At 69.7% G+C, this 19,455-nt stretch carries 17 protein-coding genes; 10 read left to right on the top strand and 7 right to left on the bottom strand.

Translation table 11 applies throughout. The features are described from left to right. From HUA74_RS46125 to rsmA, 4 genes are all read left to right on the top strand, one after another. A partial coding sequence (locus HUA74_RS46125) for a DnaJ domain-containing protein (RefSeq protein WP_254625396.1) occupies positions 1 to 3,306 on the top strand: 3,306 nt, incomplete at its 5' end. 215 nt (positions 3,307 to 3,521) lie between these two features. Beyond that, a complete protein-coding gene (locus HUA74_RS35625; RefSeq protein WP_174458125.1) occupies positions 3,522 to 6,239 on the top strand; it encodes a response regulator in 2,718 nt (905 codons plus the stop codon). Between the two features lie 57 nt (positions 6,240 to 6,296). After that, positions 6,297 to 7,292: a tRNA (adenosine(37)-N6)-threonylcarbamoyltransferase complex transferase subunit TsaD gene (tsaD, locus tag HUA74_RS35620; protein WP_174458124.1), complete on the top strand. Its 996-nt coding sequence runs from the start codon at positions 6,297 to 6,299 to the stop codon at positions 7,290 to 7,292. 14 nt (positions 7,293 to 7,306) lie between these two features. Continuing rightward, entirely contained in the window at positions 7,307 to 8,188 is an 882-nt protein-coding gene (gene rsmA / locus HUA74_RS35615) for a 16S rRNA (adenine(1518)-N(6)/adenine(1519)-N(6))-dimethyltransferase RsmA (RefSeq protein WP_174458123.1), read from the top strand. A gap of 31 nt (positions 8,189 to 8,219) precedes the next feature. Here rsmA and HUA74_RS35610 read toward each other — a convergent pair whose 3' ends face one another. Continuing rightward, positions 8,220 to 8,501, bottom strand: a complete 282-nt coding sequence (locus HUA74_RS35610; RefSeq protein WP_141647303.1) for a hypothetical protein — start codon at positions 8,499 to 8,501, stop codon at positions 8,220 to 8,222. A gap of 227 nt (positions 8,502 to 8,728) precedes the next feature. On the opposite strand from HUA74_RS35610, the gene HUA74_RS35605 reads away from it, so the two are divergent. From HUA74_RS35605 to HUA74_RS35585, 5 genes are all read left to right on the top strand, one after another. Beyond that, a complete protein-coding gene (locus tag HUA74_RS35605) occupies positions 8,729 to 9,373 on the top strand; it encodes a deoxynucleoside kinase (protein ID WP_174458122.1) in 645 nt (214 codons plus the stop codon). A gap of 165 nt (positions 9,374 to 9,538) precedes the next feature. After that, positions 9,539 to 10,465: a 3-methyl-2-oxobutanoate hydroxymethyltransferase gene (panB, locus tag HUA74_RS35600; protein WP_174458121.1), complete on the top strand. Its 927-nt coding sequence runs from the start codon at positions 9,539 to 9,541 to the stop codon at positions 10,463 to 10,465. A gap of 2 nt (positions 10,466 to 10,467) precedes the next feature. Then, positions 10,468 to 11,322: a pantoate--beta-alanine ligase gene (gene panC / locus HUA74_RS35595; protein ID WP_174458120.1), complete on the top strand. Its 855-nt coding sequence runs from the start codon at positions 10,468 to 10,470 to the stop codon at positions 11,320 to 11,322. Positions 11,323 to 11,338: 16 nt separating this feature from the next. Then, on the top strand, positions 11,339 to 11,830 hold the full coding sequence (gene smpB / locus HUA74_RS35590; RefSeq protein ID WP_141647299.1) for an SsrA-binding protein SmpB: 492 nt from the start codon (positions 11,339 to 11,341) through the stop codon (positions 11,828 to 11,830). A gap of 32 nt (positions 11,831 to 11,862) precedes the next feature. Next, positions 11,863 to 12,396, top strand: a complete 534-nt coding sequence (locus tag HUA74_RS35585; RefSeq protein WP_141647298.1) for a ClpXP protease specificity-enhancing factor SspB — start codon at positions 11,863 to 11,865, stop codon at positions 12,394 to 12,396. Positions 12,397 to 12,448: 52 nt separating this feature from the next. Here the strand turns inward: HUA74_RS35585 and HUA74_RS35580 are convergent, their stop codons facing one another. The 6 genes from HUA74_RS35580 to HUA74_RS35555 form a co-directional block, all read right to left on the bottom strand. Next, positions 12,449 to 14,383, bottom strand: a complete 1,935-nt coding sequence (locus HUA74_RS35580) for a protein kinase (protein WP_174458119.1) — start codon at positions 14,381 to 14,383, stop codon at positions 12,449 to 12,451. A 25-nt stretch (positions 14,384 to 14,408) separates the two neighbouring features. After that, on the bottom strand, positions 14,409 to 14,750 hold the full coding sequence (locus tag HUA74_RS35575; protein WP_141647296.1) for a DUF971 domain-containing protein: 342 nt from the start codon (positions 14,748 to 14,750) through the stop codon (positions 14,409 to 14,411). 70 nt (positions 14,751 to 14,820) lie between these two features. Next, a complete protein-coding gene (locus tag HUA74_RS35570) occupies positions 14,821 to 16,527 on the bottom strand; it encodes an HD domain-containing phosphohydrolase (protein ID WP_174458118.1) in 1,707 nt (568 codons plus the stop codon). Positions 16,528 to 16,546: 19 nt separating this feature from the next. Beyond that, positions 16,547 to 17,446 (bottom strand): peptidoglycan-binding protein LysM, encoded by a 900-nt coding sequence (locus HUA74_RS35565; RefSeq protein WP_174458117.1) that lies wholly within the window; start codon positions 17,444 to 17,446, stop codon positions 16,547 to 16,549. Next, positions 17,443 to 17,892: a FecR family protein gene (locus HUA74_RS35560; RefSeq protein WP_141647293.1), complete on the bottom strand. Its 450-nt coding sequence runs from the start codon at positions 17,890 to 17,892 to the stop codon at positions 17,443 to 17,445. Before HUA74_RS35560 ends, HUA74_RS35565 begins: the two co-directional genes overlap by 4 nt. 60 nt (positions 17,893 to 17,952) lie before the next feature. Next, entirely contained in the window at positions 17,953 to 18,756 is an 804-nt protein-coding gene (locus HUA74_RS35555) for a carbon-nitrogen hydrolase family protein (RefSeq protein ID WP_174458116.1), read from the bottom strand. A 209-nt stretch (positions 18,757 to 18,965) separates the two neighbouring features. Between HUA74_RS35555 and rimP the strand changes: the two genes are divergently transcribed. Next, positions 18,966 to 19,451 carry a ribosome maturation factor RimP gene (gene rimP / locus HUA74_RS35550; RefSeq protein ID WP_141647291.1) on the top strand — a complete coding sequence of 162 codons (486 nt, stop codon included), beginning with the start codon at positions 18,966 to 18,968 and terminating at the stop codon, positions 19,449 to 19,451. Positions 19,452 to 19,455: the final 4 nt, after the last annotated feature.

The following is a 19,455-nucleotide window of genomic DNA, read 5'->3' as shown; positions in this document are numbered from 1 at the left end:
GAGGAAGAGCGCCGCGCTGAAGATGCCCGCCTCGCCGAAGAGGCGCGGCTGGCGGAAGAGGAGCGCCTCGCTGAAGAGGCTCGACTCGCCGAAGAGGCTCGACTCGCCGAAGAGGTGCGGGTCCGCGCGGAGGAAGAGCGACTCGCTGAAGAAGCCCGACTCGCGGAGGCGGCTCGGGTTCGTGCGGAAGAGACCCGACTCGCCGAAGAGGCGCGACTCCGTGCCGAGGAAGAACGACTCGCGGAAGAGGCTCGGCTGGCTGAAGAGTCCCGGCTCGCTGAAGAGGCTCGGGTTCGTGCGGAGGAAGAGCGACTCGCAGAAGAGGCCCGGCTCGCGGAAGAGGCCCGGCTCGCGGAAGAGGCGCGACTTGCCGAAGAGGCACGGGTCCGTGCGGAGGAAGAGCGACTCGCTGAAGAGGCCCGGCTGGCTGAAGAGGCCCGGGTTCGTGCGGAGGAAGAGCGACTCGCTGAAGAGGCCCGGCTCGCCGAAGAGGCCCGGGTTCGTGCCGAGGAAGAGCGACTCGCGGAAGAGGCGCGACTTGCCGAAGAGGCACGGGTCCGCGCGGAGGAAGAGCGACGCGCTGAGGAGACTCGGCTCGCGGAGGAAGCTCGCGTTCGTGCGGAGGAAGAGCGACTCGCTGAAGCGGCCCGGCTCGCCGAGGAGCGCCGCGAGGAAGAGGCACGACTCGCTGAAGCGGCACGACTCGCTGAGGAGCGCCGCGAGGAAGAGGCCCGGCTCGCGGAAGAGGCCCGACTTGCTGAAGAGCGCCGCGAGGAAGAGGCCCGGCTCGCGGAGGAGCGCCGCGAGGAAGAGGCTCGGCTCACGGAGGAAGCCCGGCTGGCGGAAGAGGGTCGACTCCGAGCCGAGGAAGAGCTCCGCGCGGAAGAAGCCCGACTCGCGGAAGATGCCCGGCTGACGGAAGAGGCTCGGCTCCGCGCCGAGGAAGAACAGCGCGCCGAGGAAGAACAGCGCGCCGAGGAAGCCCGTCTGGCCGAAGAGGCTCGGCTCCGCGCCGAGGAAGAACAGCGTACCGAAATCATCCGCCTGGCCGAAGAAGCCCAGCTTCTCGCAGAGGAAGAGCGACTCGCCGAGGAGGCCCGGCTCGCGGAAGAGGCCCGGCTCGCGGAAGAGGCCCGGCTCGCGGAAGAGGCGCGTCACGCCGAGGAAGTCCGTCTCGAAGTCGAGCGTCGCCGCGCGGATGCGGTGCGGCGCGCGAAGGAAGTACGTCACGCCGAACAAGCCCGCCTCGCGGAGGAGCAGCGCCTCGCCGACGAGGCACGGCAAGTCGAGGAAGCGCGCCTCGCCGCCGATGCCCTCCAGTCCGACGAACAGCACATCGCCGAAGAGGCCCAGCTCGCGCCGGAGCAGGCCCTCCAGCTCCCCGCGCCCTCGGCCCCCACAGCTGACGCCTCGGACGACATCGACGCGCTCACTCTCGACGTCGGGGACATCATCCCCGCGGACCCCGATGAGCCGCCGCCCGCGAACCCCTTCCCCCGCGCCTCCAACGTCCCGCCGCTCGCTGCGTCTTCGTCCCAGGCGAGCCTCCCCCTCCATGCCGAAAGCCGCGAGGCCCTGCGAACGGCCAGGGAGCGCGCCCAGGCGGAGCTCCTCCACGACATGGAAGAGGCGCTGCGGCGCTCGAAGTCCCAGCCGCTCGAGCCCTGGCTCGCGGACGAGCCTCCGGGCACCGTGCCTCCCACCCGGACCCGGGACCGAGTCCCCGTCCAGGACGAGTCCTGGCGCGCGAAGGAGACCCTCCTCACGCCGCCGGCCGAGTCCGAGTCCGACCTGCCGCTGCTCGAGCTCGAACCCGAGCCCGAACCCGAGCTCTGGGCCGCCGCGGATCCGCTGCCCACACCGCCCTCCCTGCCTCCACGCACCGTCGCGGGGCCGCCCGTCCTCACCCCTGTCGCCCTGGACGGCCCTCCCGTCCTCATGCCCGTGGAGCCCGAGGAAAGCCCCGACGAGGAGTCTGTCGAGCAGGAGACCGACGACAGCCTGTGGGCCACCCGTCCCGCCCCCGTCGCCGCGCCGCCGCCGCTGCGCCTGGGGCCCACGCCCCCCAAGAGCGGCAGGGCCACCGAGGACGACCTCTGGCGCATCGTCTCATTCGACAAGGACGAGGCCGCCGAAACGCTGACCGCCTCCTTCGAGGCCGCGCTCCAGCACGTGGATGCCCACCTGGAGACGCTCGTCCGCTCGGATGTCAATCAGGCGAACGTCGACGAGCCTCCCGTTGAAGGCATCGTCGAGGCGACCATTGAATCGGACTTCGAGACCTTCCCCGGTGACAACACCGGCCCAACTGGCGAGACTGCGTGGTCCGAGCCGTCCGGTGATCTAGACGACTGGGATTTCGACGAGGACGACGTGGCGGCAGATCCCTCCAATCCCGACGAGGCAGCGAAGCTGCGGCGCCAGCGCCTGCTGCGGCGTGCCATGGAGAACATGGGCGTCCTCGGGAATCGGGGAGCCCCGGCCACCACCGCCGCGACGCCCGTGGCCGAGCCCGGCCCCACCGCCCCGGTCGCCGCCCCCTCCGAGCCCCCCAAGCCGGACGAGGCGCGCCACGCCCAGCAGATCGAGCAGCGCTTCGCCGACATCCAGGCCCGCCGCGACCACTTCTACGTGCTGGGCGTTTCCCAGGACTCAACGAGGGATCAGGTCAAGGCCGCCTTCCTCAGCCTGGCCAAGGTCTTCCACCCGGACCGCCTGCCGCCGACGCTGCCGCACCTCGCGCAGAAGATCACCTCCGTCTTCGAGGGCATCCGCGAGGCGTACGAGGTCCTCTACGACGATGCCCGCCGCAAGGCCTACATCCAGACGCTCCAGGCCCAGCAGTCGATGCCCAAGGCGCCCCAGTCCGGAGGCTCGTCGTCCCGCCCCGCGCCGGGCCGGCCGGAGAGCAGCCCCGACGACCTCTACAAGATGGGCGAGGTCTACTTCCGCAAGCGCGACTTCACCACCGCGTCGGACCACTACGAGCGCGCCTACGCGCTGGACCCCAAGGCGACCTACCTGGCCGCGCGCGCCTGGGCCATCTACATGGACCCCGCGCGCAAGGCGGACATGGCCAAGGCCAAGCAGATGATGGCGGATGCGGTCCGCACCGACCCGAACTGTGACCGTGCCCACTACCAGCTGGGCGTCATCGCCCGCGTGGAGGGCGACATGGACCGGGCCGAGCGCCACTTCCGGGACGCGGTCCGCTCCAACTCCAAGCACCTGGAGGCGAACCAGGAGCTGCGGCTGATCGACATGCGGAAGAAGAACCCACCCAAGAAGGGGGGATTCTTCCGCTGAGGCCGCCTCTGGCGCCCCAAGTCCTACCCCGGCGGATGGGAGCCTCTGCCGGGGGCTCGCGCTACCCTCCAGGGACTGCTCGCACCCCCTGGTTGAACGGGGGGCAGCCAGCTTCCTCGCCGCTCCAACCCATTGACATGCCTGGAAAGCGGGCAGGATGCTCCCCCGCGCCGGGCACTTCCGCGAATCGTCCTCCGTGATGAAAGGCAAGTAACGTGGCCAAGCAGCACCTGCTCCTGGTGGATGGGGACGCGAAGAGTCTTCGCGTGATGGAGGTCAGCCTGAAGAAGGCCGGCTTCTCCGTGACGACGGCCATCCACGGCAAGGACGCCATCGAGAAGGTGCAGATCAGCCCACCGGATCTGGTGCTCGCGGACACCAAGATGCCGGAGATGGACGGCTTCGAGCTGTGCAAGGCGCTCAAGTCGGATGAGCGCTTCAAGTTCATCCCGTTCGTCTTCCTGACGAGTCAGAAGTCGGTCGAGTTCAAGGTGCGCGGCCTGGAGCTTGGCGGCGACGACTACCTGACCAAGCCGATCTACATCAAAGAGATCGTCACCCGCGTGAAGATGATCCTCCAGAAGGCGGAGAAGGAGAGGATCGAAAAGCGGGAGACGACGAAGGGTGGCTTCGCCGGCAGCCTCGCCGACATGGGCGTGGTGGACCTGGTCCAGACGTTCGAGATTGGCCGCAAGACGGGCGTCATCTCCATCCAGGGCGAGCGCACCGGCACCGTCTACTTCAAGGAAGGTCGCGTCATCGACGCGGAGCTGGGCCGGCTCAAGGGCGAGAACGCCTTCTACCGGCTGCTCAACACCTTCGAAGGCCAGTTCGACGTCCAGTTCACCTCGCTGGACCGGCCCGAGCGCATCGAGATCTCCACGCAGGGTCTGCTGATGGAGGGCATGCGGCGCCTCGACGAGTGGGGGCGCATGCTCGAGCAGCTGCCTCCGTTGGAGACGGTGTTCGAGATCGACTACCACCAGCTCGCCGACCGCCTCTCGGAGATTCCGGACGAGGTGAACGGGCTGTTGCGCCTGTTCGACGGCAAGCGCGCGCTGAGCCGCGTGGTGGAGGACTCGGACTTCGAGGACCTGGCCGCGCTGGGCATCATCAGCAAGCTGTACTTCGAGGGGCTCATCCGCGAGCTGGGCAACGCGCCGCTGGAGCCGGTGCAGAGCACCAAGCCCGGCATCGAGCAGTGGCTCAACGCGGCCCCGCCGCCGAGCGCCCCCGTGGAGCCCGCGCCGCAGGCCCCCGTCGCCGCGCCCGTGGAGCCGGAGCCGCCCGCCGTCGTCGCGCACGTAGAGCCGGAGCCGCCCGCCGTGCGCGCCATGCCGCACAGCGTGCTCGCGCCGCCCGCGGGAGTGGAGGAGGAGCCCGTCACGGCCCCGCCCGAGGAGCACTTCGCTCCCGCGCCGGCGGTGCCCGCCAACGTCGTCGTCTTCCACGCGCGCCCCAAGCGCCAGGGCCCGGCATACGAAGACCCGGCGGATGCGGATGGCGAAGCGCCCACGCTGCCGCCCGTGGTGGCGGAAGGCTCGTCCTTCCTCGTTGAGCCGCCGCCGGCCCACCGCGCCGTGGAGCATGCGCATCGCAGCCTGCTGCTCGACTGGAGCCGAGTGGACACGGAGGGCATCAGCGCGCCCACGACCTGGGGACCGGGCTCGGTGTGGTCGCCGGGCCCGCGAGGCTTCGGAACAAACGGGGGTTCCTCGGCGCACGCCCTGTCATCGAGCGCTCCCGCCGTGGAGCCCGCGCCCGCGCCGCGCGCCCCCATCTTCGGTGGGGCGGCGGTGGGGCCCAATCCCTTCCCGCCCGTTCCGCCTCCGACGCCCGCGCCTCCGTCTTCCGAGGTGACGCTGGTGAGCGGCGGTGAGTCCTCGACCGTCGACGTCGACACCATCGCGGAGGTCGAGGAAGTCCCCGCGTCCGCGCCGCCGCAGCTCGCGCTTCCTCCGTACCCGGGGCACGGTGTTCCCGAGCGCCCCGTCGTCGCGCCCGTCATCCCCGAGGAGCCGCCGACGCCGTCCGCGCCGCCTCCGGCCCTGGTCACCCCGGTGACGCCGACGCCCGTCATCACCGCCGCTGCGTCGCCCACGCCGTCCGTGACACCGTCGAGTCCTGCTTCCTCCGACTCCGACGTGGCTCCCGTTCGCCCCAAGCGCACGGGGCTCTACGTCGCGGGGGCGCTGGCCCTCATCGGCGCGGTGGCGGCGGTGGTCGTCATCGGAGGTCGAGGCGAGAAGCCGCAGGACACGCCGCCTCCCGAGCCGCCGAAGGTGGGGACCGTCCAGACGCCTCCTCCGTCCCAGGGCTCGGACGTCGTTCCGCCCGTGCCCACCGAGGCCGACTCGGGCACCCCCGTCGTCGAGGCGCCCGCCGCCGCGACGGATTCCGGCACCCCCGTCGTCGAGGCGCCCGCTACCGCGACGGATTCCGGCACGCTCGTTGTCGAGACGCCCGTGGCCACCGGGCCGGACGCGGGCACCGCCGTGGTGGAGGCGCCGCCCGCGGTGGCCGACTCCGGCACGCCCCCTCCTCCCGCCGTGGACCCCGAGGTGGAGTACGCGGGGCTCATCAAGCAGGCGCGGTCCGCCACCGTTGGAAGTCGCTACAAGTCCGCGGCGGCGTTCTACCGCAAGGCGCTGCTCTTCAAGCCCGGCTCCACCGAGGCGAAGGCCGGACTGGGCATCGCCCTGGTCAACGGCTTCGAGTCGGACGCGGCCTTCCGCGAGGCCACGAAGCTGCTGATAGAGGTCGTGCGCGATGACGAGCGGAACTCACGCGCCTGGCTGTCGCTGGGCATGGCCTACCAGTCCATCGGGAAGAATTCCCAGGCGGCCGACGCCTACAAGAAGTATTTGATGCTGGAACCCTCGGGGGCATCCGCCAACGAGGCCCGCGCGATGCTCAAGATGCTCGGCAACTGAGTGGGCGGCGGACCTCCCGGTACCTTCCCCGTCCTGCTGGAAGTGAAGTGAGTCGCCTTGCTCGTCCTCGGCCTGGAAACCTCCTGTGATGAGACCGCCGCCGCCGTCGTGGAGGACGGGCGGCGGGTGCTGTCGGACGTCGTCTCCACCCAGGTGGATATCCACCGGCGCTGGGGCGGCGTGGTGCCGGAGCTGGCCTCCCGCAACCACATCGTCCAGGTGATGCCGGTCATCCACGAGGCCCTGACGCGCGCCAGGAAGACGCTCGACGACGTGGACCTCATCGCCGTCACCTCCGGCCCGGGCCTCATCGGCGCGCTGCTGGTGGGACTCCAGGTGGCCAAGGGGCTGAGCCTCGCCACCGGCAAGCCCTTCGTCGGCGCCAATCACCTGGAGGGCCACCTGCTGGCCATCCGCTTGCTGGAGGATGCACCGGAGCCGCCGTTCCTCGGCCTCGTCGTCTCCGGTGGACACACCAGCCTCTACGACGTTCAGGCGTTCGGCCACTACAAGCTGGTGGGCAGCACGCGCGATGACGCCGCGGGCGAGGCGTACGACAAGACGGCGCGAATCCTCGGGTTGCCGTACCCGGGGGGACAGCCCATCGACGAGCTCGCGAAGAAGGGTGACCCGGCGGCCATCCGCTTCCCGCGCGCGCTGCCGGGGGACAACTTCGACGTGTCCTTCTCCGGGTTGAAGACGGCGGTGCTCCACCACGTGCAGAAGCACGGCGTGCCCCAGGGACAGGCGCTGAACGACTTGTGCGCTTCGTTCCAGGAGGCGGTGGCGGACGTGCTGTCGAAGAAGCTGGTGGCCGCCGCGCGTCGGCTGGGCCACCGGAACCTCGTGCTGTGCGGAGGCGTGGCGGCCAACTCGCGCCTGAGGGCGCTGTGTCAGCAGCGCGCCGAGGAGCGGGGGCTGCGCATGTTCCTGCCGCCGGTGCGGTTGTGCACGGACAATGGCGCGATGATCGCCGTCGCGGGGTATGAGGCCTGGCGCCGCGGTCTGCGCGGAGACTTCCGTCTGGCGGCTGACCCCGCCTGGCGCATGTGAGCAAGGACACCCGGTTGGAATCGCCCAGAGACATCCTCAAGCGCCATGGCCTGCGCGCGAAGTACAGCTGGGGCCAGAACTTCCTCGGAGACGAGGAGGCCCTCGAGGCCATCGCGGACGCGCTGAACCTGCGCCCAGGTGAGCCCGTCGTCGAGCTGGGGCCCGGCCTGGGCCACCTCACCCGCTTCCTCGCCGCCACCGGTGCGCTCGTCACCGCTGTGGAGCGGGACAGGGACATGGTGACGGTGCTGGAGAAGGAGGCCATCCCCGGGGTGCGCGTGGTGGCGGGCAACGCCGCCACCGTGGACTTCGCCGAGGTCGCCGGAGCCCCCGAGGTCGCCGTCGCCGGCAACCTTCCGTATCACCTCACCAGCTCCATCCTCTTTCGCGTGCTGGAGCAGCGAGCCCGTGTCTCGCGCGCCGTCTTCACGCTGCAGAAGGAAGTGGTGGAGCGGCTCGCCGCCGAGCCCGGCACGCGCGAGTACGGCCTGCTCACCGTGCTGCTCGGGCTGCACTTCGACGCGGAGAATGTCCTCACGTTGGAGGCGTGGCGTTTCCATCCGCCGCCGAAGGTGGACTCCGCGGTGCTGTCACTCACGCGCCGCAAGACGCCGCGCGCGCCCATCATCGACGAGGCGCGCTTCACCCGCGTGGTGAAGGCGTCGTTCGCCCAGCGCCGCAAGACGCTGCTCAACTCGCTCAAGTCCGACAAGTCGCTCGGCACACCCGCGGTGATGCTGGCCGCGCTGGAGACGGCGGGAATCGACCCGATGCGCCGCGCGGAGACGCTCGCGCCGGAGGAGTTCGCCGCGATAGAGCGCGCGCTCGGCCCCGTGGCTCCGGGCACGGTGACGCCCAAGGTGGACCTGTCCGACGAGGGTGGGGCGGAGGAGTAGGGGAGGGGCGGGCACTCGCCCGCCTGCCTGGCTACCTGCAGCGCGTTCCGAGGGCCTGGAGCAGTCCGCCCTGTTGCTCCAGGAACGCGCGGAACTCCGCCTCCGGGATTCGCATGCGGGCCAGCACGTCGCGGAGGATTTCCTCCACGGTGCCGTCCTTGCGCCGCTTCAGCTCCAGGGCCGTCTTCAACAACACCACGCCGTAGAGCGGGTCTGCTTCCACGGGAGGCTGCTCTGCCGGTGCCTTGGGCGCGGCGCTCTGGCGGGCCTCTTCGAGCCGCACCACCGTCTTCGCCCGCTGCCTTCCACTCATGACTGAAGGGCACCCCGCGCACACACCATGGAATCGGCGCGACCGTAAGGGGATGCCCCCCACAGCGTCAAGCGAGCGCTGGGGGTTCCCGTCATCGCCCCGGCCGTGGAAAATTGCCGATCCATCCGGCCATGTTGTGTTATCCGCGCCCCCACGCGAGGCCCCGCGTCCTCGTCAGAGGCGGGCATGGGCCGCACCGCGCATTCCGGGTCGGGAGGCCTCGGCGGATGGACTACCGGTACATCGTGGTCGAGGGGCCCATTGGCGTCGGAAAGACGAGCCTCTCCAACATCCTCTCGGAGCGGCTGAGCGCGCGGCGCGTCCTTGAAGTCGTGGAGGAGAACCCCTTCCTCTCCAACTTCTATACGGACCGGCAGAAGTTCGGGTTCCAGACGCAGATCTTCTTCCTCCTGTCGCGCTTCCGGCAGCAGCAGGAGCTGTTCCAGCAGGACCTCTTCCGCTCCGTCACGGTCAGCGACTACCTGTTCGCCAAGGACCGCATCTTCGCCCACCTCAACCTGGACGCCCACGAGCTGGCCCTCTACGAGCGCGTCTTCGAGGCGCTCGGGCCTCGCGTCACCAAGCCCGACGTCGTCGTCTACCTCCAGGCCCGCCTGGACGTGTTGCTCCAGCGCATCAAGAAGCGGGGCCGCGAGTTCGAACGCAAGTTCGACCCCACGTACCTGGAGGGCCTCGTCCACGCGTACAACAACTTCTTCTTCCACTACACGGAGACGCCGCTCCTCGTGGTGGATACGTCGGATATTGATTTCGTGAATAACGAGGCGGACCGGGAAGACCTGCTCGCCGCCATCCGGAAGGCGAAGCCGGGGACGCAGCACTACCTCCCCAAGGCATCCCGGCGGCCCTGATTTCGGGCTCCTGGTGGGTTGCCCGCTGATGAAGTCCCACGGGCGCCCTGGGGGCGTTAGACTGCTGGGGCCGACTTCGTGGCTTCCGGCGATCCCTTCCTGGGACGGCGAGGGGCAGCGAAGCGGCTTGAGCCGTATCCACCCTCACCCATCAGGAGGTGAACCGTGAAGGACAAGGTCACCATCCATTCGCTGAAGCGCTTCAAGCAGATCGGCCAGAAGATCTGCATGGTCACCGCTTACGACGCCACGTTCGCCCACATCCTGGACCAATCGGGTGCGGACGTATTGCTCGTCGGTGACTCGCTGGGCATGGTCGTCCAGGGACATGACTCCACGCTGCCCGTGACGATGGACCAGATGGTCTACCACTCGGCGGCCGTCACGCGGGGCGCCAGGAGGGCGCACGTGGTGGGAGATCTGCCCTTCTTGAGCTACCAGGTCTCCGCGCACGAGGCCGTCCGCAACGCGGGCCGGCTGGTGACGGAAGGCGGCGTGGGCAGCGTGAAGCTCGAGGGTGGCGCCGAGTTCGCGGACGTCGTCCGCGCCATCGTCCGCGCCAGCATCCCCGTCATGGGGCACCTGGGGCTGACGCCTCAGTCGGTCCACAAGATGGGCGGCTATGTCGTCCAGGGCCGTGACGAGGAGCAGGCGCGCAAGATTCTCGACGATGCGCTGGCCCTGGAGGCCGCAGGCGCCTACGCGCTGGTGCTGGAGGGCGTGCCGCTGGAGCTGGCGCGCACGATTACGCAGAGCCTGAGCATCCCCACCATCGGCATTGGCGCGGGACGTTATTGCGACGGACAGGTGCTCGTCTGTTACGACCTCTTGGGAATGAACCCGGACTTCAAGCCCAAGTTCGTCAAGCGCTACGCCAACCTGCACGGCTCCATCACCGAGGCCGCCGGCGCGTTCTTCACGGAGATCCGCCAGGGCGCGTTCCCGGACGAGGACCACTCGTTCAAGGCGAGCAAGAGTATCCGCCTGGTGGCCCCCGCGGCCCTGGGCACGGGCAAGGTCCTCGAGGGCGAGGTCGCAGCTCCCGCCGAGGGTGAGGAGAAGGTCGGCCCCGTCTACGGGATTCCGGTCTAGCCATGGCGCCCGCCGTCCTCCGCACCGTGGATGAAGTGAAGACGTGGGCGGCGGGGCTGCGCCGTGAGGGGCGCCGGCTCGCGCTGGTGCCCACCATGGGCTTCTTGCACGAAGGGCACCTCTCGCTCATCCGCGAGGGGCGCCGTCGCGCCGACGTGGTGGCCGTCTCCATCTTCGTCAATCCCACCCAGTTCGGTCCCCGCGAGGACCTCTCGCGTTATCCGCGCGACTTCGACGGCGACCTGGCCAAGTGTGGCGAAGCGGGCGCCGACGTCGTCTTCGCGCCCGTGCCCGAGGCCATGTACCCGCCCGGCTACGAGACCTACGTCGAGGTGACGGAGGTCAGCCAGGGCCTGTGTGGCGCCCGCCGTCCGGGGCATTTCCGGGGCGTGGCCACCATCGTCACCCAGTTGCTGGCGCTCTTCCGGCCCGACGCGGCCTTGTTCGGGGAGAAGGACTACCAGCAGCTCCAGGTCATCCGGGCGCTCAACCGGGACCTGCACCTGGGCGCGGACATCGTCGGGATGCCGACGGTTCGCGAGCCCGACGGGCTGGCGATGAGCAGCCGAAATGCCTACCTGTCCTCCGAGGAGCGGCAGCGAGCGCTGTCCCTGTCGCGAGGCCTCCGGGCCGCGCTGACGTTGCTTCAGGGCGGCAGGCGGGATGCGGAGGCGCTGACGGGCGCTGTCCGGCACGAGCTGTCGTCCGCCGGGCTGCGTGAGGACTACGTGGAGCTGGTGGACGCCCAGCGACTCACGCCGCTCACATCGGTGGCCCCCGGACAGGCCGCTCGGCTGCTGGTGGCGGCCTTCAGCGGCAATACACGCCTCATCGACAACATGGCGCTTGGCGGTTAGGAGACCCAGGACACGTATGGCATCGGGTGGAAAGTCGAAGGGGCCGGCTGGCGGCGAGCAGGGAATCAAGGTCGTCGCCGAGAACCGGCGTGCGCGCTTCGACTACACCGTGGACGAAAAGGTGGAAGCCGGTCTGGAGCTGACGGGAAGCGAGGTGAAGTCGCTGCGACAAGGGGAGGCCAACCTCTCGGACGCGTACGCCCTGCCCAAGGGCAGTGAGCTGTTCTTGCTCAATGCCCACATCGGTTCCTACAAGTCCGCCAGTGTGTTCGACCATCTGCCCACGCGCGGCCGGAAGCTGCTGATGCACCGGGCCGAGATTGACCGGTGGACCACCAAGGTGCGGGAGCGTGGTTATTCCATCATCCCGCTTGTGCTGTATTTCAAGCAGGGGCGCGCCAAGGTGGAGCTGGGGCTCTGTCGGGGCAAGACACACGAAGACAGACGCCACGATATCAAGGAACGGGAGACGAAGCGGGAGATGGACCGGGCCGTGCGCCGTCGTTGAGCGCGCCCGCATTTCTCTCCGCCGTACACCGGATGGACGACACGAAGGATTTGGACAAGAAGGAGCGGCTGCTCGCCTCGCTGGACCAGGGGATGGTGATGATCCACCTGGACGCGCGAAGGCCGGGCGTGCTCGTTCCCGCATCACTCCGGGGAGAGGCCCATCTACGCCTCAACCTTTCGTACCGCTTCGACCCACCGGACCTCACGGTGGGCGAGTGGGGTGTGCGTTGCACGTTGAGTTTCTCGGGCTCGCGCTTCACGGTGGCGGTGCCGTGGTCGGCGCTGTTCGCCATCGCCAGCCACGTGACGAAGGAGTCGTGGATGTACATGGAGGACATGCCACCGGAGCTGCTTCAGCAGCCCGCCGCCGCGCGTCCTCCGCCGCAGCCGCTCCCCGTCCCCGTGGCCGCCGAGCGTCCTCGCACCTTCCTGCGCGAAGTGCCCACCGAGCCCGTGGATGAGGTGGCGCCACCGCCACCGACTCCGTCGGAAGTCCCGCCGCCCGAAGGGCCGAAGGACGACTCGCCTCCGCCGCGTCGGAGTCACCTGCGTCTGGTGAAGTGAGCGAACCTTGTGGGCCACGCGACACGGCGTGGCCCGCGCGGGGTGATGCTCCTCAGCGCTGCAGCTTCACTTCGAGCTGCGCGGCCTTGGCTCCGGGGAAGGTGCCCTTCCAGGTGCGGTAGCCCTTGTGGCGCACCTGCACGGAGACAGGGCCCGCCGGATACAGGTTGTCGAGCGCGAGGGGCGTCGTCCCCACGGGCTTGTCGTCCACCAGCACCGTCGCACCCGAGGGCTCGCTCATGAGCATGAGCACGGGCGCGGCCATGGGCTGATTCACGCTGGCCATGAGTCGCCCCGTGAGTTGGGTGCGGTGGGGCCAGAGCCACACGCTGCCGCCCACCGCCGCCGCGACACCCAGGAGCGCGATGATGCGTCGGCCCCAGCGCCTCGGCGCACGCGAGGCGGGAATCTGGTCAAAGGTGCTCTCCGGACGCGGAGCGCGTTCTTCCAGCTCCAGGGCCTCGGGGCCCGCGCGAAGCACGCTCGGTGCCGAGGGCCTGCGCGGTGCGCCTTCGATGCTGTCGGCGAGGGACTGCGTGCCGGAGGCCACCTCTCGAAGAGCAGGTTGCGGCGGGGGACGCCGCGCGGAGGCGGCAGGTGCTCCGACCACGGCGCTGCCTTGAGGCCCCGGAGGTGTCGTCCCGTAGAGCTTCGTTTTGGCGACCGGTGCAGGCGGCGCGGCGACGTTCCCGGGAGAAGGGCCACGAGCAGGGGGCGGAGCGTGGCCCCCTCTCGAATGGCTGGGAGCGCCCTGAGACGCGTGCGCATGCGAGGCCACGTCCCCGAAGGAGGGAAATGCATCCGCCGCGAGAAACCCGGAGCCATGCTCGTCCGGAGTCGAGAACGCGCCCGGGGCCGGAGGTGCGAGCAGTGCGGCACAGACGGCGCAGGGCGCGCGAGGCGCGGACAACGGCGAGCCACAGCGAACACAGCGGTGGATGAGCCGTCCACTCGAGCTCAGCTCGATACCCGCCAGCTCCGAGGACTCGTCCGCCTCCGACGAGAAGGGAGGCGCTTCCGGAGCGAGCGACATCGACGGGGCAGCTTCCGAAGACGCGTCGCTGGCTGTCTCGCCCTGTTCCTTCAGCGTGGGGGGCAAGGGCAGCGTGGACAGGAATGCGGTGAGGGCATGCGCGGTCGCGGGTTCACCCGACCGGGCGAGCCACCGCGCGAGCACCTCGGCCACGGCCTCCGGCGAGGCAAAGCGAGCCTCGGGCGCGCGGGCCATCATGCGCTGCACCGCGGCGGCGAGCGGCGCGGGCACGTCCGGTGGTAGCGGCGGCACGTCCCGCGAGACGATGGCCACCGCGACGGAGCCCGGTTGCGACGTGGCCGCGAAGGGATGCGCGCCGGTGAGCAGCTCGTGGAAGACGATGCCCAGGGAGAACTGGTCGCTCAGCGCGGTGGCGGGCTCTCCCTGGAGGACCTCGGGGGCGCTGTAGGCCTCCTTGCCCTTGAAGAGCCCCGGTTCGGTGAAAGACGCACCGTTGAACCGCGCGATGCCGAAGTCCGTCACCTTCACCTCGCCCTCGCGGGACACGAGGATGTTGGACGGAGACACGTCCCGGTGCGCCACCAACAGTGGACGACCCTCGTGGAGCTTGCGGTAGGCGTGGTGCAGGCCCGCGAGCGCCTGGAGCGTGACGAAGGCCGCGAGGTGCGGAGGAAAGCGCTGTCGCTGCCGCGCGGCGAGGCGCAGCAACACGCCCAAATCCCACCCGTCCACCAGCTCCATCACCAGGAAGAGGCCCGAGGGGCTCTCGCCCACGTCGAACACGGTGGCGATGTTCTGGTGCTGCAGTTGAGTGGCGAGTCGGGCCTCGGCCAGGAACATCCGCGCGATGTCGGGCTCCTGGGCCAGGTGCGGGAGGATGCGCTTGATGGCGACGGTGCGCTCGAAGCCCTCCGCGCCCCGGGCCACGCCGAGGAACAGCTCCGCCATGCCTCCGGAGGCCAGGGGCCTGACGAGCCGATAGCGTTCGTTCACGGCGGGCTCTCCGGGGCAGCCGCTCTCAGGCGGTGGGGGGCTGGGTGAGGTCGCGCAGCAGCTTCCAGGGGTAGATGCCGGTGGTGTGGCCATCGCTGAAGGCGAAGGTCAGCGCGTAGTTGCCCACCGGGTGGACCTGCTTGACGCGCAGGTCCGCGGGCACCTTGGTCTGGTCCAGCGTGCGCTGGTTCGTCCACTCGTCCACGCAGCCAGCGCAGGGGCACTGCTGACGGAGCGTCTGTGCGGAGACGCCCGATTTCGTGCCGTCGTCCCACGTCAGCTCCAGGTGGGAGCCGTCGGGTGACAGGCGGGCGTCCGTCGCGGTGGCGGAGGGAGTCGAGGGTTTGATGCGGTCCCAGAAGCTCAACTTTGCACCTTTCGAAATCTCAACAGCGGTGCGCCCTCCCTAGCATCCTTCCGGGTCGGGGGCGCGCGGCTCACGAGGCGAGCTTGACGGGCAGCCGGTGGCCTTCCAGCCGCACGCCCTTCTTGGCCACCACCCGTTGCAGGGCCGCCACCACCTGCGGGTCCAACTGCGCGCCGGTGAGGCTGTCGAGAATCTCCATCGCCTTCTCCAGCGGCATGGCCTTCTGATACGGGCGCGTGGAGGTGCAGGCGTCGAAGGTGTCCGCGCAGGCGACGATGCGGGCCAGCAGGGGAATGTCGTCGCCTCGGAGCTTGTCGGGATAGCCCGTGCCGTCCCACCGCTCGTGGTGGTGGCGCACGCACGCGCGCACCGCGCCCAGGAAGCTCACCGGGCCGATGATGGCGTCGCCGATGGCCGGGTGCTCGCGCATGATGGCCATCTCCTGGTCCGTCAGCTTCGTCTGCTTGCAGAGGATGGATTCGACGATGCCAATCTTGCCGATGTCGTGGAGGATGCCGCCGTACTGGAGCTGTCGCAGCTCGCGCTCGGTGAGGTTCAGCTCCCGGCCAATCTCCACCGACAGGTCACCCACCCGCTGGCTGTGGCCGCGCGTGTACGCGTCCTTGGAGTCGATGGAGTTGGCCAGCGCGACGATGGTCTCGAGATAGCCCTTCTCCAGGCTCTCGTAGAGGCCGCGGTTCTCCATGTCGTACGCGAGCAGCTGCTTGCTCATGTAGTTGAACGTCTGGGCCAGCTCGCCCACCTCGTTCTTCTGCGGAATCTTCACCTCCACGCCGAACTTCCCGCGCGCCAGCTCCAGGGCGCCGTCGGTGAAGACCTTCAGGGGGCGGGTGAGGTTGCGCGAGAAGAGGGCCGCCATCACCAGGGCGACGAGGATGGCCGCGCCCAGCCCCAGGAGGATGCGGCGCTCCATCGTCTCCACCTGGCGATAGGCGTGCTCCACCGGCTGCTCGGAGACGATGGCCCAGCCCGTCTCGGGCAGCACGGTGTATGCCGCCACCACCGCGTCGCGGCCCTCGCCGAAGTTGCCCACGTGGAACAGCTCCGCGTCGGGCGTGCTGGCCAACTGCCGCAGCAGGTGCGCCACGGGGCTGCGCTGGGAGACATCTCCGCCCAGTGCCGCCACGCCGCCTCCGCCGACGACGAGGTGGCCGCGATGGTCCGACAGGTACGCGAAGCCCGTGCTGCCCACGCGCTCCTGCTCCAGCATCTGTCGCAGGCCCGCCAGGGACAGGTCCGCGGTGATGAAGCCCTTCACCGGTTCGCCCACGGGGAACGCCAGCGTCACCACCGGCCCACCGCCGCCGGTCGCCACCACGTCGGAGTAGCGAGGCCCCTCCATGCCGCCCTCGAGCAGCGCGCGACCGCGCTCCTCGTGCGAGGCGAGCGCGGTGGGCGGCACGTCGTGACGCGAGAAGGCCTGGAGTCCGGGGAGTCGCTTCCCATCCGGGCCGAAGACGGTGAGGGCCAGCACTTCGCGTCGCTGAGAGAGCACCGAGGCCAGGTGCGTCTGCTGTGCTTCCAGGGGCAAGCCGAAGAAGTCCGGAACGCGGGCCAGGCCCATGACGGCCTCGGTGGGCTCGCCCAGGAAGATTTCGGCCTTGAGGCGCAGCTGCTTCACGCGCTCCTGCGCCAGCTCCTGCGCGTCGCGCACCAGCAGCTCGCGGGTATGTGTGACGGACAGCCACCCCACCATCAGCGTGGGGACGATGCTCACCACGAGCATCAACAGGAGGATGGCTTTGAACAGGCGCACGGGGCGACTCCTCCAGGGACTACTGCCACTGGCCCTTCTGGACTTCGAGTTTGAGTCGCTCGGGGACGAGCTCGAACCGACGGACCACCGACGGCTCGGACCGGCCCGAGGCGCCCACCGCCCGCACCGTCCACCAGTAACGCCCCGCGGGCAGCACTGGCAGCTTCAGCTCCGGCGACGTGGCCGTCTGCGTGACGACGGCCGCGCCCTGCGTGTCTCGGGCGACTTCGACCTCATAACGCTCCACGCCCGTCACCGCCGCCCACGTCAGCTTCACCGGACCCAGGTGTCCCTTCGCGTCCGCGCGTCGCTTCAGCACCGCGCCCTGTTCGGGCTGCTCGGGCTGGGGGGGCGCGAGCGGCGTGGCAGGGACTACGGGAGGTCGTCCCTTCTCCACGAGCACGGTTTCACCTGGGGCGACGGGCCGCGTGACGCCCTCGGCCTCCACGCGGACGGGGGGGCCTCGGGTGACGCTGACGGTGGTGGTGCCCGCGTCCGGCTCCACGTGCACGCTGAAGGTGGAAGGGTGGGGCGCTCGCCCCCCTGACACCATCGTCCCGGCCGCGTTGGCCGCCTCGGACGCCTGCGCATAACGCGCGGTGCGGAAGTAGACCTCGGCTTCACTCAGCCGTGCCTCCGCTTCCGGCAGGACTCCGGTGCCCTTCGCCTGTGCGACGAGGGTGCGCGCCGTCTCCAGGGCCTTGAGGGCCAGCCCCCGCTCCTGACCGGGGAGCTTCAGCCGCGTGCCCGGCGCGACGGCATCCGAGGACAGGCTGTTGAGGGCGCGCAGCTCCGCGGTGGCGTTCGCGTCTCCGAGCACGCGCTCGGCCACTTCCCGCAGGGACTCCTGGGGGCCCACCACGGTGGTGTCCGGGGGCGCGGCGCTCAGCCACGCGAGCAGGAGCAGTGCCGTCTTCATTGGAAGACAATCTCCCTTCCTGCCTGGATGGTGGCCGCGGGCGTGTTGACGGAGAGCGACTGCGTGGAGGGGCGCTCCAGTTCCGCGTCGATGCGGCCGCGCAGCACCGTCAGGTCCGTGCGCGGACGACCCGGCCTCGGACGCGTCTCCGCGATTCCAATGAGCGAGTCACCGCCCAGGTGCACCATGCTCCCGTTGCCGCTGAAGACGAGGTCCGCGCCCGCGCCCGCCTCGGTGCGCACCTTGTCGTTCTCGAACAAGGGGACGCCGTCGCTGGCGGTGCTCCACTCGTCGGCGATGGAGCGTTTGATTTGGACGTTCCCTTTCAACCCTCGCAGGTGCGCGCGGGGCACGGGCGCCGGAGTCGTGGACGTCGTGGGCACGGCGGGCGCGTCCTCGGCGGTGCAGCCGAGCGGCGAAGCCGGGAGCGCGAGCGCGAGCAGCATGGGAAACCAACGTCGACCATTCACGAGAAGGGGACCGTCCGGAAATCAGGTTCCCCCAGGCTAGTCCAATCGGCGGTGTCGCAGGCAGGGGAGGTCGCGACGGATGCGCGCTTGGAGTTCCAGGTCCACCGGCGCGACGGCCAGGCCCTCGCCCTCCGACGCCCTCGCCGTCACCAACCCCCAGGGGTCCACCACCATGGCGTGGCCATACGTCTGCCGTTGCGCCGAATGCCTGCCGCCCTGGGCGGGCGCCAGCACGTACGCCTGGTTTTCGATGGCGCGCGCCCGCAGCAGCACCTCCCAGTGGTCCTTGCCCGTCATCATCGTGAAGGCCGCCGGCACCGCCAGCAGCGTCGCCCCGTCCTTGGACAGCCGGCGGTACAGCTCAGGGAATCTCAAATCGTAGCAAACCGAGAGCCCGAGCCGCCCCACCTCCGTGTCCGCCGCGACGACCTCCGTCCCCGGCGCCACCGCCGCGGACTCCTGATAGGTCGCACCATCCCCCACCTCGACGTCGAACAGGTGCATCTTCCGGTAGACGGCCCGTCGCTCGCCATCCGGGCCGAAGAGGACGCTGGTGTTGTAGAGCCGCCCGCCAGGGGCGCCGGTCTCCAGGACGCTGCCCGCCAGGAGCGTCACCTTCCGCTCGCGCGCCAGCTCCGCCATCCGGGCGAGGGTGGGGCCATCCAGGCCCTCCGCCGCGCCCTGCCTTTCTGGCTCGGGTCCCATCCAGGAGAAGTTCTCTGGCAGTCCCACCAGGCGGGCGCCCAGGTCGTAGGCGCGCCGGACGAGCCGGGTGGCGACTTCCACGTTGTGGGCCTTGTCCGCAGTGGACACCATCTGGGCGGCGGCGATGAGGTGCATGGGCGCGTTATAACGCCCGCCCGGCACGCGGAACCCCTGGGAATTCCTTGCCCTGTTGGCCAGGTTTCACGGGACCCGAGAGGGAGCGTCCTTCCTTTACACCCCGCTGGGGCGTGTGTTACGGACGCGCCCGACATTTTTCGATGTGCACCTCGAAAAGTGGGCCGCCGTGCCCGCTTTTCGCGTTTTTGGAGCCTGGTTTCCCAGTTATGTCGGAGAAGAACCTCAAGCAGACGGTGGAGGAACGGGCCCTTTCGGTGCTCGAGCCCCTCGTTGCGGGCGAGGGCCTGGAGCTCGTGGACCTGGAGTTCATCCGGGAACGCGAGGGCTGGGTGTTGCGGCTCTTCATCGACAAGCCAGGGGGCCGGGTGGGACTGGACGAGTGCAGTCAGGTGTCCCGCGCGGTGGACCCGGTGCTGGACGTGGAGGACTTCATTCCCCACGAGTACAGCCTGGAGGTCTCCAGCCCCGGGGTGGATCGGCCGTTGAGGAAGCCGACCCACTTCGCGCAAGTTCAGGGGCAGAAGGTGAAAGTGAAGACGTTCGGGCCGGTGGGCGAGCCGCCGCGAAAGAGCTTCACTGGCACGCTGACCGGGGTGGCGGGCGACAGTATCTCGGTGGAGGTGGAAGGTGCCGGAACCTTCCACATCCTCTTCAAGGACATCGCCAAGGCGAACCTGGAGTTCGAGTTCTAGACGT

This window comes from Myxococcus sp. CA051A (genome assembly GCF_013336705.1).
GTDB lineage: Bacteria > Myxococcota > Myxococcia > Myxococcales > Myxococcaceae > Myxococcus > Myxococcus llanfairpwllgwyngyllgogerychwyrndrobwllllantysiliogogogochensis.
The sequence above is the reverse complement of the archived record's forward strand: the minus strand, read 5'-3'. Positions and strand labels throughout refer to the sequence as shown.